This window comes from Serratia sp. 3ACOL1 (assembly GCF_003668775.1).
GTDB lineage: Bacteria > Pseudomonadota > Gammaproteobacteria > Enterobacterales > Enterobacteriaceae > Chania > Chania fonticola.
Genome location: NZ_CP033055.1, coordinates 2,786,924 through 2,811,092, shown reverse-complemented (window position 1 = coordinate 2,811,092; position 24,169 = coordinate 2,786,924). Strand labels below are relative to the sequence as shown.

At 57.3% G+C, this 24,169-nt stretch carries 18 protein-coding genes and 1 pseudogene; 12 read left to right on the top strand and 7 right to left on the bottom strand.

Annotated elements, in window-relative coordinates; translation table 11 throughout:
- Window positions 1-53: 53 nt before the first annotated feature.
- Both ligA and D9980_RS12610 read left to right on the top strand, forming a co-directional pair.
- Complete coding sequence (gene ligA, locus D9980_RS12615; protein WP_121607465.1) at window positions 54-2,075, top strand: NAD-dependent DNA ligase LigA; 2,022 nt, start codon at window positions 54-56, stop codon at window positions 2,073-2,075.
- On the top strand, window positions 2,075-2,290 hold the full coding sequence (locus D9980_RS12610; protein ID WP_021178683.1) for a DUF3820 family protein: 216 nt from the start codon (window positions 2,075-2,077) through the stop codon (window positions 2,288-2,290). Before ligA ends, D9980_RS12610 begins: the two co-directional genes overlap by 1 nt.
- A gap of 37 nt (window positions 2,291-2,327) precedes the next feature.
- On the opposite strand, the gene D9980_RS12605 is transcribed toward D9980_RS12610, so the two are convergent.
- The 3 genes and pseudogenes from D9980_RS12605 to D9980_RS12595 form a co-directional block, all read right to left on the bottom strand.
- A complete protein-coding gene (locus D9980_RS12605; RefSeq protein ID WP_024485232.1) occupies window positions 2,328-2,777 on the bottom strand; it encodes a FlxA-like family protein in 450 nt (149 codons plus the stop codon).
- Window positions 2,778-2,828: 51 nt separating this feature from the next.
- Entirely contained in the window at window positions 2,829-3,377 is a 549-nt protein-coding gene (locus tag D9980_RS12600; RefSeq protein ID WP_121609015.1) for a nucleotidyltransferase family protein, read from the bottom strand.
- Between the two features lie 198 nt (window positions 3,378-3,575).
- Window positions 3,576-5,872, bottom strand: a pseudogene (locus D9980_RS12595) (TonB-dependent siderophore receptor).
- 307 nt (window positions 5,873-6,179) lie between these two features.
- Here D9980_RS12595 and fes point away from each other — a divergent pair.
- The 5 genes from fes (at window position 6,180) to D9980_RS12570 (ending at window position 13,840) form a co-directional block, all read left to right on the top strand.
- On the top strand, window positions 6,180-7,532 hold the full coding sequence (gene fes / locus D9980_RS12590) for an enterochelin esterase (protein ID WP_121607464.1): 1,353 nt from the start codon (window positions 6,180-6,182) through the stop codon (window positions 7,530-7,532).
- Between the two features lie 10 nt (window positions 7,533-7,542).
- Window positions 7,543-7,749, top strand: coding sequence for an MbtH family NRPS accessory protein (locus tag D9980_RS12585; protein ID WP_121607463.1), 207 nt, complete (start codon window positions 7,543-7,545; stop codon window positions 7,747-7,749).
- Between the two features lie 41 nt (window positions 7,750-7,790).
- Window positions 7,791-11,738, top strand: coding sequence for an enterobactin synthase subunit F (locus D9980_RS12580; protein WP_238393713.1), 3,948 nt, complete (start codon window positions 7,791-7,793; stop codon window positions 11,736-11,738).
- 252 nt (window positions 11,739-11,990) lie between these two features.
- Window positions 11,991-12,422, top strand: a complete 432-nt coding sequence (locus D9980_RS12575) for a hypothetical protein (protein WP_121607461.1) — start codon at window positions 11,991-11,993, stop codon at window positions 12,420-12,422.
- A complete protein-coding gene (locus D9980_RS12570) occupies window positions 12,419-13,840 on the top strand; it encodes an FKBP-type peptidyl-prolyl cis-trans isomerase N-terminal domain-containing protein (RefSeq protein WP_121607460.1) in 1,422 nt (473 codons plus the stop codon). The genes D9980_RS12575 and D9980_RS12570 overlap by 4 nt, the downstream gene beginning before the upstream one ends.
- A gap of 153 nt (window positions 13,841-13,993) precedes the next feature.
- Here D9980_RS12570 and D9980_RS12565 read toward each other — a convergent pair whose 3' ends face one another.
- From D9980_RS12565 to fepD, 3 genes are read right to left on the bottom strand one after another with little or no spacing between them, the layout of a single operon-like run.
- Window positions 13,994-14,794, bottom strand: a complete 801-nt coding sequence (locus tag D9980_RS12565; protein WP_021807045.1) for an ATP-binding cassette domain-containing protein — start codon at window positions 14,792-14,794, stop codon at window positions 13,994-13,996.
- Window positions 14,791-15,816 (bottom strand): iron-enterobactin ABC transporter permease, encoded by a 1,026-nt coding sequence (fepG, locus tag D9980_RS12560; RefSeq protein WP_121607459.1) that lies wholly within the window; start codon window positions 15,814-15,816, stop codon window positions 14,791-14,793. The genes D9980_RS12565 and fepG overlap by 4 nt, the downstream gene beginning before the upstream one ends.
- A gap of 1 nt (window position 15,817) precedes the next feature.
- Window positions 15,818-16,891 (bottom strand): Fe(3+)-siderophore ABC transporter permease, encoded by a 1,074-nt coding sequence (gene fepD, locus D9980_RS12555; RefSeq protein WP_121607458.1) that lies wholly within the window; start codon window positions 16,889-16,891, stop codon window positions 15,818-15,820.
- 160 nt (window positions 16,892-17,051) lie between these two features.
- Here fepD and entS point away from each other — a divergent pair, with 160 nt between their 5' ends.
- Entirely contained in the window at window positions 17,052-18,320 is a 1,269-nt protein-coding gene (gene entS, locus D9980_RS12550) for an enterobactin transporter EntS (RefSeq protein ID WP_121607457.1), read from the top strand.
- Here the strand turns inward: entS and fepB are convergent.
- Window positions 18,307-19,266: a Fe2+-enterobactin ABC transporter substrate-binding protein gene (gene fepB / locus D9980_RS12545; RefSeq protein ID WP_121607456.1), complete on the bottom strand. Its 960-nt coding sequence runs from the start codon at window positions 19,264-19,266 to the stop codon at window positions 18,307-18,309. The genes entS and fepB overlap by 14 nt on opposite strands.
- A gap of 194 nt (window positions 19,267-19,460) precedes the next feature.
- Here fepB and D9980_RS12540 point away from each other — a divergent pair, with 194 nt between their 5' ends.
- Genes D9980_RS12540 through dhbA form a run of 4 tightly spaced genes read left to right on the top strand, consistent with a single transcriptional unit; the run spans window position 19,461 to window position 23,925 of the window.
- A complete protein-coding gene (locus D9980_RS12540) occupies window positions 19,461-20,669 on the top strand; it encodes an isochorismate synthase (RefSeq protein WP_121607455.1) in 1,209 nt (402 codons plus the stop codon).
- A gap of 11 nt (window positions 20,670-20,680) precedes the next feature.
- Window positions 20,681-22,309: a (2,3-dihydroxybenzoyl)adenylate synthase gene (locus tag D9980_RS12535; protein WP_121607454.1), complete on the top strand. Its 1,629-nt coding sequence runs from the start codon at window positions 20,681-20,683 to the stop codon at window positions 22,307-22,309.
- A 3-nt stretch (window positions 22,310-22,312) separates the two neighbouring features.
- Window positions 22,313-23,167 (top strand): isochorismatase, encoded by an 855-nt coding sequence (locus D9980_RS12530; RefSeq protein WP_021807039.1) that lies wholly within the window; start codon window positions 22,313-22,315, stop codon window positions 23,165-23,167.
- Window positions 23,167-23,925, top strand: coding sequence for a 2,3-dihydro-2,3-dihydroxybenzoate dehydrogenase (gene dhbA / locus D9980_RS12525; protein WP_121607453.1), 759 nt, complete (start codon window positions 23,167-23,169; stop codon window positions 23,923-23,925). The genes D9980_RS12530 and dhbA overlap by 1 nt, the downstream gene beginning before the upstream one ends.
- The last annotated feature ends 244 nt before the right edge of the window (window positions 23,926-24,169 follow it).

Below are 24,169 nucleotides of genomic sequence, written 5' to 3'. Positions count from 1 at the left end.
CCGTAATCCAGAACCCCCGCCAGCCGGGGGTTTTTTATCTTTGATGGTGAGCCATGGCTTCGATTAACGAAACAATCAATCAACTACGCACCTCATTGCGCCATCACGAATATCAGTATCACGTACTCGATGCGCCGGAGATCCCGGATGCGGAATACGATCGCCTGATGCGTGAGCTGCGTGAGCTGGAAGAGGCCCATCCTGAACTGATCACCGCCGATTCACCGACGCAGCGCGTCGGGGCCGCTCCCTTGGCGGCGTTTGATCAGGTGCGCCATGAAGTGCCGATGCTGTCGTTGGACAACGTCTTTGATGAAGAGAGCTATCTGGCGTTTTACAAGCGCGTGCTGGATCGCCTGAAAAGCAGCGAGCCGCTGACCTTCTGCTGTGAGCTGAAGCTGGACGGGCTGGCCGTCAGCCTGCTGTATGAAGATGGCGAGCTGGTGCGAGCCTCCACGCGTGGTGATGGCACCACCGGGGAAAATATCACCTCTAATGTGCGCACTATCCGTGCCATCCCGCTGCGCCTGACCGGTGACAATATTCCACGCCGGGTGGAAGTGCGTGGCGAAGTCTTTATGCCGCATGCCGGCTTTGAGCAGATGAACGAAGAGGCGCGCCGCAAAGACGGCAAAATCTTCGCCAACCCGCGTAACGCGGCGGCGGGCTCGCTGCGTCAGCTTGATCCGCGTATCACGGCCAAGCGCCCGTTGACCTTCTTCTGCTACGGTGTTGGCCTGCTGGAAGGAGGCGAATTGCCACGCAGCCATTGGCAACGCCTGATGCAGTTCAAAGCCTGGGGCTTGCCGGTGAGCGATCGCGTTAAGCTCTGCACCGGTAGCGATGAGGTGCTGGCGTTTTACCGCCAGGTAGAGCAGGACCGCATCAATCTTGGTTTTGATATCGACGGCGTGGTGGTGAAGATCGACGATATCGATCTGCAAGAATCTCTGGGCTTTGTTGCTCGTGCGCCGCGCTGGGCTACGGCGTTCAAATTCCCGGCGCAAGAGCAGCTCACCGTGGTGCGTGAAGTGGAGTTCCAGGTCGGGCGTACCGGTGCGATTACGCCGGTCGCACGCCTTGAGCCAGTATTGGTGGCCGGGGTGATCGTCAGTAATGCCACGCTGCATAATGCCGATGAAATCGAACGCCTTGGCCTGCGCATAGGCGACACGGTGATCGTGCGCCGTGCCGGGGATGTGATCCCCAAAGTGGTCGGGGTGATTGAAGATCGACGCCCGCAGGACGCGCGTGAAGTGGTATTCCCACTGCATTGCCCGGTGTGTGGTTCCGATGTGGAGCGGGTGGAAGGCGAAGCCATTGCGCGCTGTACCGGCGGGCTGATCTGCGGTGCCCAGCGTAAAGAGGCGCTGAAGCACTTTGTTTCCCGCCGGGCGATGGACGTTGACGGCATGGGCGATAAAATCATCGAACAACTGGTCGATAAAGAATATGTCAAAACGCCAGCCGACCTGTTCCGTCTATCCGCCGGTATTCTCACCGGGCTGGATCGCATGGGGCCAAAATCGGCACAGAATCTGGTCAATGCCTTGACCACCGCCAAACAGACCACCTTTGCGCGCTTCCTGTATGCGTTGGGTATTCGTGAGGTAGGAGAGGCCACGGCAGCCGGACTGGCGGCGCATTTTGGCTCGTTGGAGAAGCTGCGAGAGGCCGATCTGGACGCGTTGAAACAGGTGCCGGACGTGGGCGAAGTGGTAGCCAGCCACGTGGTGAACTTCTTTGCTGAAGCACATAACCAACAGGTGATCGCCGAGCTGATCAGCCCGGAAATCGGCATTAACTGGCCTGCTCCGATCGTCGTGGTCGCCGAAGAGATCGACAGCCCGTTTGCCGGTAAAACCGTGGTACTGACCGGTTCTCTTAGCCAACTTTCCCGCGATGAAGCCAAAGATCGGCTGACCGCGCTGGGGGCCAAGGTCAGCGGCAGCGTATCCAAGAAAACCGATCTGGTGATCGCCGGTGAGGCCGCTGGCTCCAAGCTGGTCAGGGCACAGGAACTGGGGATCGAGGTGATCGACGAGGCGGAGATGATCCGCCTGCTGGGGGCCTGATGGAAAAAGAGAACCTGATCGAAATCGCCAACACCGTGATGCCCTTTGGCAAATACCAGGGCAGGGTGCTGATCGACCTGCCGGAAGAGTATCTGCTGTGGTTCGCCCGTAAGGGCGAATTCCCCAACGGCAGGCTGGGAATGCTGATGGAAATGACGTTGGCGATTAAAATTGAAGGGCTGGATCACCTGATCAAACCCCTGAAGAAAAGCTGAGTCGATGGGCGTAACGCCATGTTGCGCCCTTCATCGTCTAGATATAAACGTCCACGGCGTTGGCGGCGGTCGGGCGGTTGACGCCATCACCGCTCATGGCCTTGGCCATCTGCTCTTCCTGCTGCTTTTCCATTTCTTGTTTCTGAATGCGCGCGATCTCAGCCTGGAGCATTTGGATCTGGCTCATGATCAGCTGTTTTTGCTGCTCGATCTGTTTGGCATCGCCATCCGAGTTTTGCAGCTCAACGAGTTTTTGCTGCAGATTCTGGATCTGCTTAAATAGCGCTGAAATACGCGAGGCCGCGCTGCTATCTTTTGGCGCCACGGGTGTATCAGTCTCGGTTTTCTTGGCCTTCCCCCCTTCAGGGGCATTGTTAACCGGTGCCGACATCAGTGCAGCCCCGCCTTTACCGGTGGCGGTGAACACCTCACGGACTCCGGCAATCGGGTTCTTGATGGGCACAATCATGGTAATGTTGGTCGACATGCGATCCTCCCAGGTAGCTTGTCAGAGGTATCGGCAAATCGCGGCAAAACTTTACCTTGGCGTCAGCTTTAGCTGTGGCCAGAGTTCGAGCCACTGTTTCTCCACCACGCGCTGTTCGAAAGCGGCCAGGTTGTTGCTCTTAGGGTTGAAGGTGATGCTGTGGTTGAACAGCGCCTGTAGGCCAAAAGGGGCGACGAGCTGGATGCTGCCATCGGCTTGCAATCTGGCACCCACGGCGGTTTCGATCTCCGTCCAATAGCTGATGGCGTCTTCGCTGTCGCGATAGGGCGCGCGGTGACTACGCAGGTGCATACGCGCCTGATTCTTTACCGACCAGGGTTGTGTCGACCACTCCAACAGGCGCGACTCCAGCATCTGGTCGCGCTCGGCATCGCTATGGCGCGAGTCGAAATGGATCACATCGATATCGTTGAGCGGTGTGCTGGCCGTAAAACCATGCAGCCGGTCCCACACCAGATTACGCACGAAGCCCGCACCCAGGCACCAATCGTTCAGCCCGAGCCGCCGGGCGGTGCATAAGGCCTGCATACGTTCGCTATCTTGGCGTAACCAATCAATAATTTGTTGCTGAGGTGTCATCAATAGTGCCATCAATGCTCATTTGTTTCCGCTACTGTAACCCGAAACGGGCGGCGGCGTGATGGCGAAAATGGCAAAAAAAAGCGCGGCATAAGCGCCGCGCTGAGATTGATGACAAACTGGCTCTGTGGCTGAATTGTAGGGGCGCTGCATGCCGCGCCCGAGATCAAGCCGGTTGAGGTCAGGTCAAAGCCATGATCAGAACTGGGTGTTCAGGCTCATAAAGTAAGTCCGGCCCGGTTCGTTATAGGTTGCTGCCCCGGCACCATAGATATTGACTGCCCCGGTGACTGGGTTACCCACGTTTTGCGAGTTACCAGAACGGAACTGGCGTTTGTCGAACAGGTTCTCGATCCCCGTCGTCACGCTGACATTTTTAGTCAACGCGTAGGTGCCGCTCAGGCCAAAGATCGCGTAAGGGCTGACCTCACGAGTTTCCGGCCCAGTGGTTGGCTCCCCACGGTAGTTGTATTTCTTCGGCTTTTGACGGCCGTACCAGGTCGCGGTGGTTTGCAAAGAAAGATCCTGTGTGGCCTGCCAGCTCAAGGTTGAGTTGATGGTGAACTTGGGAATAATCGACAGGTAATCACCGGTGGTTTTATTCTCGTTCTCAATCATGTAGGTGGCGTTGTTGTTCCAGGCTACCGTTTCGCTCACCGGCACGTTCAACGTGCCTTCCAGACCCTGGATCACCGCTTTAGGCACGTTCTCCCAGCGATAGATATCGGTTTTACTGGAGTTAGAGGCCATTGGCGAATAGCCCGCTTCGATCTTGTTGCGGTAATCGTTACGGAAGTAGGTGATGCCTGCCAGCCAGCCTTCATGGTGGAATTCCAGCCCGATCTCTTTGTTGATGCTGTTCTCGGCCTTAAGATCGTCATTACCCATCAGATAGCAGCCGGCCCCCGTCGCGCTGGCGGCACAGCCCTGGCCTTTGCTGTAGAGAATATAATCGCCGTTGCTCTGGAACAGGTTGGGTGCTTTGTAGGCGCGAGCAATACCCATTTTCAGGGTAAACAGATCGCCCAATTCCTGTGACAGGTTGAGTGACGGGCTCCAGTTGTTGCCGGCCGTGGAGTGATGATCGTAACGCAGGCCTGGAGTCAGCATTGTGGTATCAGTCAGCTCGATATTATCTTCGGCAAACAGCGAGAAGATATCCGCGGAGGAGTACGGGCTGCGGTTGCTACTATCGGTACCAGGGATCGCTCCCCCGGTATTCGTACCGGTCAGCGACTGGGTGGTCGAAGAAGGATCTTTCATCTTCTGCTGGTTCCACTCGGTACCCAGCGTGGCGGTTTGCGGCACCCACATATCGAACGGAATGCTGACTTCACTGTGGGCCAGGAAATCGTCCAGACGGGTGGTGTTGTAACTGTCGCTGGCGAAGATCCCTTCCAGGCCCCGGCCAACCCTTCGGCTAAACGGGTATTGCGCGTGCGTTCAAACTGGACGTAGTTGTTGGTGCTAACGCCGCTATCCCATGCGCCACGATAATTGACCGCATAGGTTTCACGATACATACGGTTGGTTTCTTTACCGTAGTTGCTCTGCACCAGCGCATTGGTGTTGGTGTTCTGGGTATCCCCGGCGTACAGGTTACCCTGGCGGCCATAGGCATATTGGAAATCCAAGGTCTGCAGGTGGGCGAATTCCCAGCTCAGCAAGGCATCGATATTTTTGTCGACCACCCCTTCACGACCGGCAGGCAGAGTATTGGCATAGGTCCCGGTACGTTCGGACTGATGCCCCTGGTTGATATCCCAGGCGTCGGCCTGCGTTTTGCTGTAGCCACCGAACAGACGGAAGCTCAACTGATCGCTTAACGGGCCGGAAAGGCTGAAATCGGTACGCTTGGTTGCGCCTTCATCCTTATGCTGCGGTACGTTGAAATAACCGTTCAGTGTACCGTGCAGGTCCTGGCCAGCTTTTTTGGTGATGATGTTGACCACGCCACCTGCCGCGCCGTTACCGTAGCGGGCAGCCGCTGGGCCACGCAGCACTTCGATACGCTCGATCATCTCCGGCGGCACCCAGGCAGTATCGCCACGGGTATCACGCTCACCGCGCCAGCCTTGGCGCACCGAGTTTCGGCTGCTGGCCGGCTTACCGTCGATCAGGATCAGGGTATTTTCTGGCCCCATACCACGAATATCGAGTTGGCGGTTGTTGCCCCGCTGGCCGCTGGTGGAGTTACCGGTCAGGTTGACCCCCGGCATGGTACGGATCAGTTCATTGATATCACGAGCGGGAGGGCGTCTTTTGATTTCTTCGGCAGTGATGGTGGAAACGCCGGGAGCTTGAAGGTTTTGTTTGGCGGCGGTGACGACGATGACATCTTCAGAGGCGGATTCTTTTTTGCTTTTCTCAGCCAGCGCGGCGCTGTCTGAGGGGGTGGCCGTTTGCTCGGCATTGACCGTAACGGAAAATGCAGACGTGCCCAATCCTAACCCGATGAGTGTGGCTAAAGAATAACGAGATAACTTCCGATTCATTTTGAGGTTCCTACCTAACAACCCTTCCTGATGCGGCGCTGTGTGACAACCGGTAACGGAACGGTTTGTTGTAGTTTTATTGTGTAGTCGAAAATAGTAACGAAACCCAGAGGCCAGGCTGACTGGCAGCAAGATCCCGCTCAATAATTCGGCATCCATCCCTGTTGAAGAATGCCCGCTCTATTTCGAGCCTCTATACACTATTGCAAATGCAAATAATTATCAATAGTATTCCTTATGCCGTTTGGCATTTGGGAACCGGTGAGTCGCACGGCGTGCCTTGCCAACAACACAATGAGTGGGCGTTTTGAAAACTGAACAACAACCAGCAAGCAGTACGTTATTGACGAGCAAGCATGCAGGGAGCCACGGTTGGTGGCTGGATATCGCCCGGCGTGGCACCCCTTTAGTGGAACCGCAGGATAATGGGCGATGGAAGGTGACGTTCTTGTGGCGCGACCCTCAGGGAAGTGAGCTGACCTCGGCTTATCAACGAGTCTGGATCCATATCAACTGCCTTACCGATCATCATCAAGCATCTCCCCCGCAGAGCCTGCAACGGCTTGTAGGCTCGGACGTCTGGTATTGGCAAACCGAGTTGCAAGGCGACTGGCGCGGCAGCTACTGTTTTATCCCCTGCATGGAGGATCGTCCCTTCGAACCGCAGGGGGACAATTCCCACGCCAACATGCTTTCTATTCGCCACTGGTGGCATCAGGTGTTTGCCTGCGCAACTCACGATCTGCTTAATCCTTACCGCGCCTGGCCTGGAGTCGGGGGGCACACGCTTTCCGGCCTGCATATGCCACAGGCTCCCCAACAACCAGCCTGGCGGGACTTTGACAACTATGCCGTGACCAGCGGGCGCTGTACGCCTGCACCTCCTGCCAAACTGCAACGGCATACCTGGCATAGCCAACGACTGGGAACCTCCCGCCACGTCTGGATCTACTCCACCGGTGAAAGTAACCCGGCGGCGCGGCCATTGGCTATTTTGCTGGACGGCCAATTCTGGGCCAATCAGATGCCGGTCTGGGATCCGCTGATGCAACTGACGCGTACTGGCCAACTACCGGAGGCGGTCTACCTGCTGATCGACGTGATCGACCAGCAACACCGCGCACGGGAACTGACCTGCAACGATGAGTTTTGGTTGGCCCTACAGGAAGAGTTATTACCGCAATTGGCCGACTGGGCACCGCACAGCCGTGAGGCTGCCAACACCGTGGTAGCTGGGCAAAGCTTTGGTGGCTTGGGGTCGCTCTATGCTGGCCTGCGCTGGCCGGAATATTTTGGTGCCACCATCAGCCAGTCCGGCTCGTTCTGGTGGCCCCGCCGCGATATGTTGCAATTGCCCACCGTGCCCGAGGATGCCTGCTGGTTGATCCGCCAGGTAGAAGACGGGCAGTTGGGCGCGTGCGGTAAGCTGAAGGTGTTTTTAGAGGCCGGGGCGCATGAAAAGCTGGTCCACCGGGTGAATGACCGTATGGCGGCCCTGTTAAGTGAAACCGGGCATCAGGTGCAATATCGGCTGGTGGAGGGCGGGCACGATGCGTTGTGCTGGCGTGGTGGTTTACTCGATGGTCTGCAGGCGCATTGGTCGGAGCTGGCCAACCGCCGTGCCGAATTGAAGCCGTCCGCCAACCCTTTTCATGCGTAAGGAGCAAGTAATGGAAACCTTAAACCCGTTCGATGACGAGCAGCAAATTTGCTACGTCCTGCGTAATGAAGAACTGCTTTACTGCCTGTGGCCGGATTTCAGCGCCATCCCGGCCGGTTGGGTCAGCGTTTTTGGCCCGGCTTCCCGGGAGCACTGTGTGCACTGGCTAGAACAAAATTGGCAGGATATGCGGCCCGCATCACTGCGTAAGGCGTGATGGAGACGCAGCAGCAAGAACCGACAACAGGAGCGAACGTCGTGTCAGAAACCTCTATTTTACCCACCGGGCAACAGGTTACCGTTGAATTGCCATTGGTGGCCGCGCAGCCCGGTATTTGGGTTGCCGATCAAATTTCACCTTACGGCAATGCCTATGCGGTCGCCCATTATATCGAACTGAACGGCCCGCTGGATAAAGACCAACTGCTACAGGCGATTTCACTAGGCCTGGCTGAAGTGGATACCTTAAGGCTGCGTTTCGTTGAGCGTGACGGTGTGCCGATGCAGTATTACGACGCCACGATGCCGTTGGCTGCGCCGGAATGGATTGATTTAAGCGACTCGGCGGATGCAGAGGCGGCGGCCCACGCGCTGATGCAGATCGACCTTGGTGCCGAATTGCGAGTGAGCAGCGGTAAACCGCTGTATCGCCATATCCTGATGCGTTTGCCCGACGATCGCTGGTTCTGGTATCAGCGTTACCACCATCTGGTGGTCGATGGTTTCAGCTTTACCGCCATCGCTCGCCGTATCGCCAATATTTATACCCGCCTATATCAGCACGAGCAGCCGGAACCGACGCCGTTCACGCCTTTTAGCGATGTGGTGGCGGAATATCAGCAATACCAGCAATCTCCAGGTTATCAGCGTGATGCCGATTTTTGGTTGAACAAGGCACGGCAGTTGCCCACGCCAGCCACCCTCTGCCCACAACCGTTGGCCGGGCAAGCACCCTCGACGCGTATTCACCGCTTGGCACAGTTATGTGCCGCGCAGGATCTTGCGCCACTGGTCAGCCTGGGCCAGCAACAGCAGCTCAGCGCAGCCGATATGGCGATGGCGCTGGTGGCCGTGTGGGTGGCTCGTCTGACAGGGCAAACCCACTACAGCGCCGGGTTTATTTTTATGCGCCGCATGGGTTCGGCTGCGCTTTGTGCCACCGGGCCGGTGATTAACGTGCTGCCGGTGGAAATGCACGTCGCGCCGCAGGCAACGCTAGCCGATATCGCCGCGCAAATCAGTCGTGAACTGAAGTTTGCCCGCCGCCATCAGCGCTATGATGCCGAACAGGTACAGCGCGATTTGGGGCGTATTGGCGACAGCCAGCCGCTGTATGGCACCGTCTTCAACTTCAAGATGTTCGACTACCAGCTCGATTTTGCCGGTATCAAAGGGATCACCCACGATCTGGCTTCTGGCCCGGTGCGTGATTTGGAAATCGCCTTGTTTATCGACGAGGCTGGCACGCTGAAGATTGAGCTATTGGCCAATGCCGAGCGTTATCAGTTGGCCGAACTGACGGAGCACTTACAGCGCTTGCCACTGTTGCTGCGGCAGTTTGCGAGCCAACCGACATTGCCGGTAAGCGAAGCCGATTTGCTGAGTGAAAAAGATCACGCCTTGCTGGCCAAAGTGAACGACACCGCTTACCCGGTAGCAGCACAGACCCTTAGTGGTCTGCTGGCTGAGCAGGCGAATAAAACCCCGAATGCCCCGGCGCTGGCCGATGAACACTACCGGTTCAACTACCGCGAAACTCGCGAACAGGTGATCGCCCTTGCCCAACATTTGGTGGCTCAGGGGGTGCAACCGGGCGACATCGTGGCGGTGGCATTGCCGCGCTCGGTCTTCCTATCGCTGGCGTTAATGGCAATAGTGGAAGCGGGAGCGGCCTATTTGCCACTGGATACCGGCTATCCAGATGAGCGCCTCAGCATGATGCTGGAAGACGCGGCCCCACGCCTGATTATCACCGATGCCTCCCAGCAGGCGCGTTTTGTGGGGCAGGGGGAAGTGCTGTTATACGATGCGCCACTGGTAGCCTCCGCTGCTGCACCGAGCGCGATCCAAGGCCCGACGCCGCATCATCCGGCCTATATCATCTTCACATCCGGCTCAACCGGGCGGCCGAAGGGCGTGCTGGTTGGGCATCAGGCCATCGTTAACCGTTTACTGTGGATGCAGCATCAGTATCCGCTGGCGGCAGACGATGTGGTGCTGCAAAAAACGCCGTGCAGCTTTGACGTCTCGGTGTGGGAATTCTTCTGGCCACTGATGGTGGGTGCGCAGTTAGTGATGGCACCGCCGGAGGCTCACCGCGATCCTCAGCAACTGCAAATGCTAATCGATCGGCATAACGTCACTACCATGCACTTTGTTCCTTCGATGCTAGCGGCCTTTGTCGGTGCTTTGGACAGCACAACCGCCATCGCCCATTGCCAGCCACTGCGTCAGGTGTTCTGTAGCGGTGAAGCATTACCGGCAGAGCTGTGCCGCCTGTGGCAGAGCCGCACTCAGGTGCCGTTGCATAACCTCTACGGCCCTACCGAGGCGGCGGTGGATGTGACCTGGCATCCGGCCTTTGGTGACGCCCTTGCGGCGGTTACCGGAGCTAACGTCCCCATCGGATTGCCGGTGTGGAATACCGGTTTACGTATTCTCGACGCGCGCTTACGCCCAGTGCCACCGGGTGTAGCAGGCGATCTATATCTGACCGGCGTGCAACTGGCTCATGGTTATCTGGCCAGGCCGGATCTGACCGCCAGCCGCTTCGTCGCCGATCCGCAGGGCAACGGTGGCCGGATGTATCGCACCGGTGACGTCGCCCGCTGGCTGCCAGACGGCGCGGTAGAATATCTGGGGCGCAGCGACGATCAGCTGAAAATTCGCGGTCAGCGGATTGAACTCAGTGAGATCGACCACGCCCTGCTGTCATTGCCGGGCGTGAGTCAGGCGGTGGCTCATGCCTTGGTATTGGAGGGCACTGTCGTTGATGCAATGGGCGGCGATGCCCGGCAACTGGTGGGCTATCTAGTTCCACAGCCCGGCGTACATCTGGATAGCGAAGCCCTACGTGCTGCGCTAGCCGATCGCTTGCCGCCGCATATGGTGCCGATCGCCCTGGTTGAAATGGCCGAGTTGCCTCTCAGCGCCAACGGCAAGCTCGATCGCAAAGCCTTACCACAGCCGCAAACCGGTGCTGGAAAGGCCGGACGCGAGCCGGAACCCGGGTTGGAAAGCGAGATTGCCGCAGTCTTTGCCCGTTTGCTCCAGCGCGAGCAGGTATTTGCCGATGATGATTTCTTTGCCCTGGGCGGGCATTCATTGCTGGCGATGCGCCTGGCCGCCGAGTTGCGGCGCGATCTGGGTAAAGCGGTATCGGTCGGTCAGGTGATGGTCGCTTCGAAAGTAGAGCAACTGGCACAACTATTGGCGGAAGAACGCACGCAGGAAGAGGCCGACCAATGCGGTTTCGACAGCGTGTTGCCGCTGCGCGTTACCGAAGGCCCAACGCTGTTCTGCCTGCACCCGGCTTCCGGTTTCTCCTGGCAATTCAGCGTGCTGCCGCGTTATATCGATCAGCATTGGTCGCTGGTGGGCATTCAGTCTCCACGCCCGGATGGCCCATTGGCGTTGGGTGAGGATATGGATCAGGTCTGCGATGCGCATCTGGCCACGGTATTACAGGTACAGCCACACGGCCCGTATCACTTTATCGGTTATTCCCTGGGGGGAACGTTGGCGCAAGGTATCGCAGCGCGTTTGCAGGCGCGTGGGGAGGAGGTGGCTTTTCTTGGCTTGCTGGATACCTATCCGCCGGAAACCCAGAACTGGGACGTGATGCTGGACGACAACGTGCTCAAAGAGGTGCAGCGCGAGCGTGAGCAGTTCCTGGCGGTATCAGAAGATACGCTCGATCCGGCGCTGGGCGAGGCGCGTGTCGCGATGTTTGACAATATCGAAGCCAACTACGCGGATTCGGTCAGGCTGTTGTCACACACCCATACGGCGCATTTCCAGGGGCAAGCGACGCTATTTGTGGCCAAGCGCACCTTGCAAGCAGGCATGGATGTGCAGCAGATCTGGGCAGAATATGTCGATGCGTTGCAGGTGTTTGAGCTGGATTGTGCACATGTGGATATCGTTTCACCGGCTTCGTTCAAGGTGTTGGGACCCTTGTTAAACCGGGTGTTGCGGGCACTGTAGCCGTCATGCCATGTGCAAACTGCAGGTTAAAAACGACCGTGAGCCGTTCTCGCTGAAAAAACATTTCCTGGCGGAGTGTCTGCGATAGGTGGCAGGAGATCTAACGCGGCACTTGCCCTGTTGCTGTTGCCACCAAGTATGACCTGTCTTATCATCCCAACCGGGCAATAGCAATATTGCCCGCCAATGGAGGCGATCCGCGTGCGCACGGGCAGCGGTGACGGACATTATCCAGTCAGGAAGGAATAAAATTTGGAACAGCTACAGAAAACCCGTGGATACCGGCAGTCACTGCTTGCCTGTCTGATCATCAGCAATGTCCTGCTGATGGCTGGCTGCGCGAATGAACGCCCGGTCACCTCGTCTGTCACACCAACTGCGGAGCCTACGCCTGTTGTCGTTGAGACTCCGCCATCCCCGCAAGAACCGACGCCTATAAGCAGGTGTCAGAGCGATCTTGCCGCGTTGCAAACCGTTAGTCCTCGGACCTATGCAGTCAGGAAGGCCAATTTTGACAGTCTGCTGGCCAACGCCTCGTTTTACAGCGGGGTACGCGGTGATGTGAACGCATTGACCAAAAATACGGTAGACGCACTGTATAAATATAAAACCAATCAGTTGTGTACACAGATCGGGCAAGACTTGCTTAACGGACTGATCCGCAAAATGGAGAGCGTGAAATGAAGTTGGGGTTAAAGTATGGTTTGGCCTTGAGCCTGACGTTGCCGGTGGGCGGCGCATTGGGTGCAGAGCAACTCAAGGATAACAGGGCCAGTACCATCCAGGCCTTGGAAGCGATCACCAGCCAAGAGAGTGAGGCTCCGGCGTTGTTGCTGTTGAGCCCTTCACAACTGAATGAGATCAGCCCTCCTGTAGAAAGGAAAGTGAGTAAACCTTCCACCAATACCAAGACCCGCGAGTCATCTCCCCTGCAAGCGCAAATCAAACAGTTGAATGCTGCCCTTGCCCAACGGGACCAAGAGTTGCAGCAACTGCGTCAGGCAGCACAGCAGGATGCGGATGCTCGCGCCGAGGTTAGCCAGTTGAAAAAGACCCTGCAGGAGAATTTGCAGGCGACGGATCAGATGCAGCAGGATATGGTGGCTGCGGCGACGGCTAAAGGTGAGAACTCCAACGAAAACGGTAGGCTACAGCAGGCGCTGGACCAAAGCCGCCAACAGAGCTCGGCGTTGCAGAAGCAGTTGGCTGCCCTGGCCAAAGCACACACCGATAATAGCGAGGAAAACAAGGCGTTGCAGGCAGAGTTGAACGACAGCCGTCAACAGGCCGAGCAAGCGAAAAAGGCGTTGGCCGAGTTATCTGCGAAAGCTGAAGCTAAACCCATCTTGCAGCTTGCGCTGGATGAAAGCCTGCACAACCAACTGACGATGCTGAAAGTAGCCAACGAACAGCAACAGGCGGAAAACAGCCGGCTGCAGCAACAGTTGGCTACGCAGCCTCGAGAAATCATAGAGCCGAAGTCAGAGCTTGAGATCCGTGATTATGCCATCGGCAGTTCACTGGCAGAAGACATGTTGGCCTTGCTCAAACAGCGGGCGGCTCAGGGGGTTGAAGTGGACAGCCGTCTGGCGCTGGCGGGGGTGCAAGATACCTTCGCGGGTAAGCTCAAGCTGCAACCGGAGCAGATCGACAAGGCGTTGGATGCCAGCGAAAAGTTGGTGCAACGTAATGCACAGCAGCAAAAGTTGGACACCGAAAAGGCAGGCGCAAGTTACATCGAGCAGTTTGCCAAGCAAAAACAGGTGAAAAAAGAGGCTTTAGGCTACTTTTACCGGATCGATAAGACCGGAAAGGGGGCTCTTGGCGCAAACAACATGGTCAGCGTGGCGGTAAAAGAGAGCCTGATCAACGGTAAAGTCATCAAGGATATGCAGGCGGCAGGCACCTCGGTCACCCAGTTACTGAGCAGCTATCCACCGATATTCAGAACGGCGATCTCGAAGCTGCAAAATCACGGCAGTATCACGATGGTCGTACCGCCAAGCTTGGCTTACGGCGATAAAGGTCTGCCCCCTGATATCCTGCCGGGATCGACCATGGTCTATAACGTAACGGTATTGGATGTCGCGCCTGCCAAGTAAATAGAGTTCGACGGTGGCCGCCTGCGTAAAGGTTTTTCAACCTTGCACGGCCATAGTTAGTTAGACGGCTGGCGCGCTCTCGGTGATGAAGTCTCAGTAGAGCCATCGGCTATCAGCCGGTGGCCTGATTTTTCATTGTGAGTTTGCTGGCTGCTATTTCCCCAATGGCACCACTAGCGGCGTATGCGAGACCGGATCGTCGATGATCACGCACTTCAACCCGTAAACTTCCTCGATCAATTCCGGCGTAACAATGTCTTTTGGCGCACCCTCTGCCACCACTTTGCCGTCGCGCATGGCGATCAGATGGGTGGCATAGCGGCAGGCATGGTTGAGATCGTGCAGCACCACTACCAGCGTGTAATGATTCACCCGGTTCAACTGGCGCAGCAGCTCCAGCAGATCGATTTGGTGAGTGATGTCCAGCCAAGTGGTCGGTTCATCCAGCAGCAGCAGCGGCGTTTGCTGGGCCAACACCATGGCGATCCACACCCGCTGGCGTTGGCCACCGGAAAGGGTATCGACGGGTTGATCGGCCAACTGCGCCACGCCGGTTGAGCGCATGGCCTGTTCCACTGCCTGCTGATCTTCGTCGCGCCAGCGGCTGAACAGGCTCTGATGAGGGTAGCGGCCACGGGCAACCAGATCGAACACCGTGATATCACCTGGGGCAATCGAACTTTGCGGTAACAGGCCCAGTTGGCGTGCGACTTCCTTGGTGGGATATTCGCGGATTTGTCGGCCGTTCAGCCACACTGAACCCGCCTGCGGTTGCATCAGGCGGCTGAGGGTGCGCAGCAGCGTGGACTTACCACAGGCGTTTGGCCCGATAATGACCGTCAGTTCGCCGTGAGGAATAGACACTGAAAGATCGCGTGCGACGATTTTCTTGTCGTAGCTCAGCGTCAGGTTTTCGGCACGCAATGGTGCGGTTAACGGAGTTTCAGCATTCATTTTTTTCGTGACTCACGGATAAGTAACCAAATCAGATAGATGCCACCGATGCTGACGGTCAACACGCCGACCGGCAACTGATAAGGCATAAACAGGCGCTGCGCTGCCACATCGGCCGCCAGCAATAATAGGGCACCGGTCAGCGCGGTGAGCAGCAAGACATGCTGGTTGGCGCACAGGCGGCGGGCAATTTGCGGGGCGACCAGGGCAATAAAGGAAATCGGCCCGGCTACGGCGGTGGCGGCAGCGGTTAGTATCACGCCGACCAACAACAACAACAGCCGGGAGCGTTCAACCCCAACGCCGAGTGCGCAGGCGGTGTCATCCCCCATTTCCAGCAACCGCATGCGCCTTGTCAACGTCAGCAATACCAGTAACGCCAGCAGCAGCACCGCCAGCACCGGCAGGCTTTTCGCCCAGGTGATGCCGTTGAGAGAACCGGCGTTCCACAGCCCAGCGGTCATGGACGCTTCCAATGAGGCGCTGACGATCATCCAGGTATTGGCGGCCAGCAGCAGGGCACGAACGGCAATCCCGACAATAATCAGGCGGAAGGTTTCTACCCCGTTGCTCCAGGCCAACAGATAAACCACCCCGGCGGTAAGCAGGCCACCGGCCAACGCCCCAGAGGTAATGCCGATAACGCTGCTGTTAAACAGCACGATGGCGACCAGCACGCCGCTATAGGCTCCCGTATTGAAACCAATCACGTCAGGGCTGCCGAGCGGGTTACGCAATAGTGACTGGAAAATCGCACCGCTGAGGCCGAGCGCTGCCCCCAACAGTAAAGCCATGGCCACACGTGGCAAACGCCACTGGGTGACGATCACCGCAAGATTGGCCGGGCCTTCGCCGCGTAACGCGTCGATCACCTGCGCAGCGCTGAGCTGCAAGGTACCAGAACCGAGGGCATAAACCGCCAGCGCAAGGCAGGCGAATAACAACAGCAGGGCAGTTGCCAAAGGACGCGCCAGCCGAAACGGCTTTTTGGCGAGGATCTGGCGGGAAACCAACAGGCTCATCTTATCCTCCCCGCCGGAACATACGGCGCTGGCGCACCAACATAATCAACATCGGCGCGCCGATCAGGGAAAGTACGATGGAGACCCGCAGTTCCCCCGCGACCAGAAAGCGCCCCAGTAAATCAGCGCTCAGTAGCAGGATTGGCGTTAAAACCAGCGTCCAGGGCAGCATCCAGTTGAGTTCTGACCCCGCCAGCCGCCGGGCAATGTGGGGCATCATCAGCCCGACAAAGGCAATAGGACCAACGGCGGCGGTAGCTCCACCACACAGCAGCGTAATAGCTAACAGGCCAAGCAACTGGGTGCGAATAATTCCGGTGCCGAGTGCCGCTGCAAGCTCACTCCCCATGCTCAAGCTGTTCAACGCCTTGCTAAGCCACAGGGTGATCAACGTGCCCAGCAGGATTGGCAATGCGACGCTGCGCACTACCGCCATATTCTGAATGTCCAGTGTGCCAGCCTGCCAAAAACGCAGTTGATCGAACACCAAAGGATTGAGCAGAGCGATGCCGGTGGTCATCCCTTCCAGCACAGCGGCCAGCGCCACCCCGGCCAGCGTCAGGCGCACAGGATTAACGCGGCTGCCGCCCATTGCGCCTACCAGCGCCACCAACAGCGAGGCAAACAGCGCACCGGCAAAGGCGAACCACAGATATTGGCTGACGTTGGTCGCATCAAAGAAGGTAATGCCCAACACCACGGCGAAACCTGCCCCGGAGTTAACCCCCAAGATACCAGGGTCTGCCAGCGGGTTGCGGGTGAGGGTTTGCATCAGCGCGCCAGCCAGCCCGAGCGCGATGCCAGCCAATACGCCGATCAGCGTGCGTGGCAGACGTGCTTCGGTAATGATGACGCAGTCTGCGCCGCTGCATTGGCCGCTCAGCGCGGCGACGACGTTACTGAAAGGAATGGATTTAGCCCCCAGCGATAGGCTGAGCATCATCACCAGCAGCAGCACGGCAAAGGCGCACAGCAGGCCAAACAGGCGTTGCCAGAAGGAGCGGGATAACCCCAGAAACAGAATGCCCCTGCGGTCAGGAAGCGGAGGAGAGCAATTAGGTGTAAGCCGGAACATGACAGCCCATTGTTAACTGAATATCAATGATATCTATTATCATTATTGATTGTATTTATCTATGGTAGCATGGCAGCCTAACCAGCACTAGCGCTGAGCCTCTCGAATATCGTGTCGTTGTTTGTGGAAGATCAAGGATATAAGTTGTGGTGATAACAAAATGAATAAACCCTCTATTTTGCTCGATTTTAGCCTGCTTAGGACCAACCCCGCTTTTCGTGCCGTATTCTGCGCCCGTTTTATTTCGATCCTGGCATTGGGCCTGATGGCGATCGCCATTCCGGTGCAGATCCAGGCGTTAACCGGCTCAACCCTGTTGGTCGGGTTGTCGGTGACCCTGGCGGGCAGCGGAATGTTTGCCGGTTTGCTGATGGGCGGGGTGCTGGCCGATCGCTATGAGCGCCGTCGCCTGATCCTGTTTGCGCGCTCAACCTGCGGAGTGGGTTTTCTGGGGCTGTGCCTCAATGCTGCGCTGCCTGCACCTTCATTGACGGCTATTTATCTTCTCGCGGTGTGGGACGGATTTTTTGGTGCGGTAGGCGTGACGGCGTTGCTGGCGGCGACACCGGCCATCGTTGGCCGTGAGAATATCGTGCAGGCCGGGGCCATCAGCATGCTGACCGTGCGCTTTGGGTCGATCCTGTCTCCCGCTATCGGTGGGCTAGTGATCGCCGGGGCCGGTATCAGTTGGAACTATGCGCTGGCGGCCTTGGGGACGTTGATCACTTTGATCCCACTATTAAAATTGCCTCAGTTACCACCTCCGCCGCAGCCCCGTGAACACCCGCTGCGGGCATTGATCGGTGGCTTTACCTTCCTGTTCCAGAACAAGGTGATTGGCATGGTAGCGCTGATTGGCGCGTTGATGACCATGGCCAGCGCGGTGCGCGTGTTATATCCGGCTATCTCGGGCATGTGGCAGGTCACCACTCAGAGTTTGGGGATCATGTATGCGGCGGTGCCATTAGGGGCGGCGATTGGTGCATTTACCAGTGGCCGGGTAGCTCAGGTGGCACGGCCTGGCTGGATGATGTTGATCACGGCGATAGCGGCTTTCGTGGCCGTGGGGTTGTTTGGCCTGATGCCTTGGTACGGCATGGCGCTGTTATGCCTGGTGGTGTTTGGCTACCTCAGCGCGCTGAACTCGTTGCTGCAATATGGCCTGATACAGAACCTGACGCCGGACGCGTTTCTGGGCCGGATTAACGGCCTGTGGACCGCTCAAAACGTAGTGGGGGATGCGCTTGGTGCCTTGCTGCTCGGCGCGATGGGGGCATTTATGCTGCCAGCGATGAGTTCGACCAGCTTCGGTTTCGGTGCGGCGCTGCTGGCTGTGGTGCTGGCGTTTGCCATGCGTGGCCTACGCAACGTGAGCATGGGCGGGCAGAGTGAGAAACTCCAACCCGCCACCGCGACTACTGAGAAATAAACAGCTTTTCCAGACGCGTCAGCAAGTTGCTGGCGCTGTAATAATCCAGCCGGAAGGTGTCGTTCCCCAGGGCATAAACCCGCTTATTCTCCACTGCTGGCAGATGGGCCAGGAAACTGTTGCTCATCAGCCGCTGCACGTCGCTTTCGTCATTGGCGAACAACAGCAGCGTTTGGCCATTCAAGCCTTCTGCCAGGTTTTCACCGCCGAGTTGGACGATGTCTTTACGCGCCCCTTGGCTGGTGCTGGCGTTGAGTTTGGGCGGCAAAGTGGCCAGGGTAAAGCCTAGCTGTTGCAGCAGTTGCCCTTGGGATGAGTCGGCGGTCCACAGGTTGGCATTCTTGCCATCGCTGCGAAACACCAGTGCCGTTATGGGTTGGGGTGGCAATGTCATCTGCTGTTTCAGCGTTTTCTCACGGCGATCAAACTCACTGACGATCTTCTCCGCCTGTGCTTCATGGCCGGTCGCTACGCCGAGGATGTTGGCCAGTTCCTGCCAGCTTTTATCGTCGTAGTTCACTACCAGCACCGGAGCGATGGCAGACAATTGATCGTACAGGCGCACCGCAGAATCGGCCCCGGTAGCGGACATCACAATCAGGTCTGGTGCCTCACCGGCGATTGCCTCGGCGTTGGGTTCACCAATATATAACCGCTTCACTCCGCGTTTGGCCGCAATCTCTCCCCACTGGTGGAAAAAGCCCTGCCGATCCGACAGCCTATTGTTTGGGCTGGTGGCTCCGCTGGCAATCACTGGGGCGTCGATCGCCAGCAGTGTCCCGGTAACCGTCACGCTGGTGGAAACGATGCGCTGTGGGGGTTGGTTAAGGGTGATAACGCCGTGCGAGGTTTCGATACTGCGCGGCCAGGCTTGAGTCTCGGCTTGGGCCACGCTCAACGCCAGCAGGCCAAACAGCGCCAGGCTGAGCCGCAGGGGAATTGACATCGGTGAGATCCTTTTAATCCGAATGATTATCATTCATTGGTCAGAAACCACCAAGTTTAACCGTTAATGTGGGTTAGCAGAAGAGGTTACGTTTATTGACATGGTCAGTTCTGGAAGGTACTTTATCGCGGATGCAATACAAATGATAATCATTATTATATTGGTTATTGTTAATGAAACAAGAGGAAGTACCTATGGACGTAGCCGTTAAGGGCGCTGCGCAAAAGGACCTGCAACAGGGTGTAGATCTGGCACAGGTCGCCACAATATCCCCGACTTCAGGTTTCTTTTTTACCTCGCCTTTTCGCAGTCTGAGCACCCAGGGATGCTTTGCCCGCATCACCTTGCCAGCGGTTGATGGCGATGACCTGCATGGCCAATTCCAGCAGGCGATACAGCAGGCATTTGCGCAGGCCCGCAAGGCAGGCATCAAGGATCCGCTGCTGTGCGGCGCAATCCCTTTCGATACTCGTCAACCCTCGTCACTGTTTATCCCGCAACAGACGCAATGGTTCGATCGTGAAACCCTGCTGACCAGCTTAGCGCCTGCTGCTGGACCGATCCCTGAGATTGTCCGCCAAACCGAGTTGCCAGCGCAGCCGCAGTTTATGCAGATGGTTAGCGATGCCGTACAGGCAACTAGCGGAGATCGATTGGATAAGGTAGTGCTCGCCCGCCTGTTGGACATTGAAACCAGCAAGCCGGTAGACCACGCAGCGCTGATGGCGCGCATCATTGCCCAGAATCCGCACGGCTTCCATTTCCACGTGCCGCTGGCAGAGGGGGCATTGGTGGGAGCCAGCCCGGAGCTGCTGCTGCGTAAATTTGGCGACCAGTTCCATTCCAACCCGCTGGCGGGTTCGGCTCGGCGCGAAAGCGATCCGCAGCGGGATCGGGCCGTCAGCGAACAGCTATTGGTTTCAGGCAAAGACCGTTATGAGCACCAGATCGTGACCGAAGGCATGCGCCAGGTCCTGGTTGGGCGTTGCAGTCATTTGCATATTCCCGCAACCCCCGAACTGCTCAGTACCACCACGCTGTGGCATCTTTCGACGCCCATCGACGGTGAAGTGGCCGATCGGGCAGAGAATGCCCTGTCACTAGCCTGTCTGCTACACCCGACGCCGGCATTATGCGGTACCCCAACGCTGGCAGCGCGCGATCTTATCGAACAGCTTGAGCCGTTTGACCGGCAGCTGTTTGGTGGCATCGTCGGCTGGTGTGACGCCGAGGGCAACGGAGAATGGGTCGTTACCATCCGTTGCGGCACCGTCAAGGGTAATCAGGTACGCCTGTTTGCCGGTGCGGGCATCGTGCAGGACTCTTCTCCGCAGTCCGAATGGCACGAAACCGGTACCAAACTCAGCACCATTCTGCGTGCGTTTGGCCTTAATCAAGGATAGAGAGTCCCCCCATGACTATTGCTTTTACCCCCTGGCCTGAAGAGTTCGCGCGCCGTTACCGCGAACGCGGCTATTGGATCGATCGGCCTTTGACCGATATCTTATCCCGTCAGGCAGATAACGATGCTATTGCCATGATCGACCCGCAACGCAGCTTAAGCTATCGCCAACTGGAACAGCTTTCCGACCGTCTAGGTGCCGCCTTGTTACGGCGCGGACTGCAATCGGGCGATACCGCGTTGGTTCAACTTGGCAACGTGGTTGAATTCTATGTGGTGTTCTTTGCCCTGTTGAAAATCGGCGTGGTGCCGGTGAATGCCCTGTTCAGCCATCAACGTAGCGAACTGAACGCCTATGCCAATCAAATCAAGCCTGCGCTGCTGATTGCCGATCGCGAACATGCCCTGTTCGCGCAAGATCAGTTCCTGGATACGTTCAGAGAACAGCATCCTTCGCTACGGGTGGTTGGGCTGCGTAATCAGGCCGAAGGTGAACAGGCGTTGGCCGCTTGGCTGGAAGAGGAACTCGGTGCTTTTGAACCGAGGCCAACGGCTGCCGATCGGGTGGCGTTTTTCCAGCTTTCCGGTGGCAGCACCGGTACGCCGAAGCTGATCCCGCGCACTCATAACGATTATTACTACAGCATCCGCCGCAGCGTGGAGATTTGCCGTTTTGACAGTGCTACCCGCTATCTGTGTGCGTTGCCGGTGGCCCACAACTATCCAATGAGTTCTCCGGGCGTGTTGGGGGTGTTTTACGGTGCCGGGCTGGTGGTATTTGCCAGCGATCCTGCGGCTGCCCAATGTTTCAAACTGATCGAACAGCATCAGATCACGGTCACCGCGTTGGTGCCGCCTGCGGTTACCCTGTGGTTGCAGGCGATCGAAGAGTGGGGCAGCAATCAGCCGTTAGCCAGCCTGGCGCTGCTGCAGGTCGGCGGAGCTAAATTGGGGGAAACCCTGGCGGCCCGCATACGCAATGAGATCGGCTGCCAGTTGCAGCAGGTGTTTGGCATGGCCGAAGGGCTGGTGAACTACACATTGCTGGATGACGACGACCAACACATTCTCACCACCCAAGGTACCCCTATGTGCCCGGACGATGAGCTGTGGGTGGCAGATGAACAAGGTAATCCACTGCCGGTAGGGGAAACGGGCCGTCTGATGACCCGTGGGCCATACACCTTCCGCGGCTATTACCAAAGCCCTGAGCATAATGCCGAAGCCTTTGACGAGAACGGTTTCTACTGTTCCGGCGATCTGATCAGCCTGACGGCGGACGGTTATGTGCAGGTGCAAGGGCGGCAGAAAGACCAAATCAACCGCGGTGGCGAAAAGATTGCCGCAGAAGAAATTGAAAACCTGCTGCTGCGCCACCCTGCGGTGATTAACGCCGCGCTGGTGTCGATGCCGGACGATCTGATGGGGGAAAAAAGCTGCGCCTTTATCATCGCGCACGAGGCCATCAAACCCGTGGTGCTGCGCCGCCATCTGCGTGAGCAGGGCGTGGCCGAATTTAAATTGCCCGACCGCTTTATTCAGGTGGAGTCACTACCGTTAACCCCGGTCGGTAAAGTCGATAAAAAACTGCTGCGTGAACGCCTGGAAGCGCAACAACTGGCTCAGGCCAAAGGAGAATAAGTCATGGCGATCCCTAAACTTAACGATTATGCGTTGCCAACGCCGAGCGAACTGCCGGTTAACAAGGTTAACTGGGCCTTCGAGCCACAGCGCGCAGCACTGCTGATCCACGACATGCAGCAATATTTTCTCAATTTCTGGGGTGAAGATAGCCCGCTGATCAAACAGGTGGTCGAGAACATCGCCGCTCTGCGCCGTTACTGCAAGCAGCAGGGCATCCCGGTGTTTTATACCGCGCAGCCTAACCAGCAAAGTGATGAAGACCGTGCCTTGTTGAATGATATGTGGGGGCCGGGGCTTAACAAGCACCCAGAGCAGCAGGCGGTGGTCAGCGAATTGGCACCGGATGCTGACGATACGGTGTTGGTGAAGTGGCGCTACAGCGCGTTCCACCGTTCGCCGCTGCAAGAGATCCTGCAAGAAAGTGGGCGCGATCAGCTGATTATCTGCGGCGTCTACGCGCATATTGGTTGCATGACCACGGCTATCGACGCCTTTATGCGTAACATCAAGCCGTTTATGGTGGCCGACGGCCTGGCGGACTTCTCCCGTGAGGAACACCTGATGGCCCTGCGTTACACCGCCGGGCGCTGTGGTCGGGTGGTGACTACCGCCGATCTGCTCCCTGGTATTGCCAGCATCGATGCGTTGCGCCAGCAAATTATCCCGTTGCTTGATGAAGATAGCGAAGACATCGGCAATGATGAAAACCTGATCGATTACGGCCTGGACTCGGTGCGTATCATGGAGTTGGCAACCCGCTGGCGTAAAATTCGTGAAGATATCGATTTTATTGCGCTGGCCAAATCACCGACGATCGATAGCTGGTGGGCGTTGCTTTCCGAGAGGAAATCCTGATGGGTAGAGAACAGGAATTTAGCGGTAAACGTGTTTGGGTGACCGGTGCCGGGGCGGGGATTGGTTATCAAACCGCATTGGCATTTGCACAGAGTGGGGCCGAGGTTATCGGCTTCGATCTGCATTTTGGCGATCTGGACTATCCGTTCCGCACCGAGGTGCTGGATATCACTGATGCCGATGCGGTAGATAGCGTTTGTCAGCGTTTATTGGCGGAACATGAGCGGTTGGACGTGTTGGTCAATGGGGCTGGCGTTCTGCGCATGGGGCTGACCGATGAAACCAGCAATGCGGACTGGCTGGCCTGCATGGCGGTGAACGCCGGTGGTGCCTTTAACCTGTTCCGTCATACCTTGCCGGTGTTCCGCCGTCAGAAGCAGGGTGCCATCGTGAGCATTGCCTCTAACGCGGCCCATGTGCCACGTGTTGGCATGGCGGCCTACTGCGCCTCCAAGGCCGCTATGCGCAGCCTGTGCCAAACTGTGGGGCTGGAAATGGCGCCTTATGGTGTGCGCAGTAACCTGGTTTCCCCCGGTTCGACCAATACCCCGATGCTGCGCGGGATGTGGCAGGACGAACACGGCGAAAGCAATATGATTAAGGGTTTCCCCGACCAGTTTAAGTTGGGTATCCCGTTGGGTAAGATTGCCCAGCCGCAGGAAATTGCCGATGCGATTCTGTTCCTGGCGTCTGACCGGGCTAGCCATATCACGATGCAGGATATTGTGATTGATGGTGGGGCGACGTTGGCGGCTTGAGTTTGGTGTGAGCGGTTGATTTGAAGAGGGGGCTGATTATTCGGCTCCCTTTTTTGTTTTTGGAGGAAGTTGGTTTTGCAGGATGATTGGCTGTTTGCGTTCGCCGATAGTTAGGTTGAAGGTGATATTGCTGGTGGCACAGACTGTTCCCTCTCCTTGGGGAGAGGGCTAGGGTGAGGGAGATATCACCGTGGGCTGAGGGGGCGGTTGCCGGGTAGGTAAAAAGAGTAGGGAGTGTGCATTA

Coding starts and splice junctions, on each gene's coding strand:
- ligA (WP_121607465.1), top strand. CDS start 54: ATGGCTTCGATTAACGAAACAATCAATCAACTACGCACCTCATTGCGC.
- D9980_RS12610 (WP_021178683.1), top strand. CDS start 2,075: ATGGAAAAAGAGAACCTGATCGAAATCGCCAACACCGTGATGCCCTTT.
- D9980_RS12605 (WP_024485232.1), bottom strand. CDS start 2,777: ATGTCGACCAACATTACCATGATTGTGCCCATCAAGAACCCGATTGCC.
- D9980_RS12600 (WP_121609015.1), bottom strand. CDS start 3,377: ATGACACCTCAGCAACAAATTATTGATTGGTTACGCCAAGATAGCGAA.
- D9980_RS12585 (WP_121607463.1), top strand. CDS start 7,543: ATGGAAACCTTAAACCCGTTCGATGACGAGCAGCAAATTTGCTACGTC.
- D9980_RS12570 (WP_121607460.1), top strand. CDS start 12,419: ATGAAGTTGGGGTTAAAGTATGGTTTGGCCTTGAGCCTGACGTTGCCG.
- D9980_RS12565 (WP_021807045.1), bottom strand. CDS start 14,794: ATGAATGCTGAAACTCCGTTAACCGCACCATTGCGTGCCGAAAACCTG.
- fepG (WP_121607459.1), bottom strand. CDS start 15,816: ATGAGCCTGTTGGTTTCCCGCCAGATCCTCGCCAAAAAGCCGTTTCGG.
- fepD (WP_121607458.1), bottom strand. CDS start 16,891: ATGTTCCGGCTTACACCTAATTGCTCTCCTCCGCTTCCTGACCGCAGG.
- entS (WP_121607457.1), top strand. CDS start 17,052: ATGAATAAACCCTCTATTTTGCTCGATTTTAGCCTGCTTAGGACCAAC.
- fepB (WP_121607456.1), bottom strand. CDS start 19,266: ATGTCAATTCCCCTGCGGCTCAGCCTGGCGCTGTTTGGCCTGCTGGCG.
- D9980_RS12540 (WP_121607455.1), top strand. CDS start 19,461: ATGGACGTAGCCGTTAAGGGCGCTGCGCAAAAGGACCTGCAACAGGGT.
- D9980_RS12535 (WP_121607454.1), top strand. CDS start 20,681: ATGACTATTGCTTTTACCCCCTGGCCTGAAGAGTTCGCGCGCCGTTAC.
- D9980_RS12530 (WP_021807039.1), top strand. CDS start 22,313: ATGGCGATCCCTAAACTTAACGATTATGCGTTGCCAACGCCGAGCGAA.
- dhbA (WP_121607453.1), top strand. CDS start 23,167: ATGGGTAGAGAACAGGAATTTAGCGGTAAACGTGTTTGGGTGACCGGT.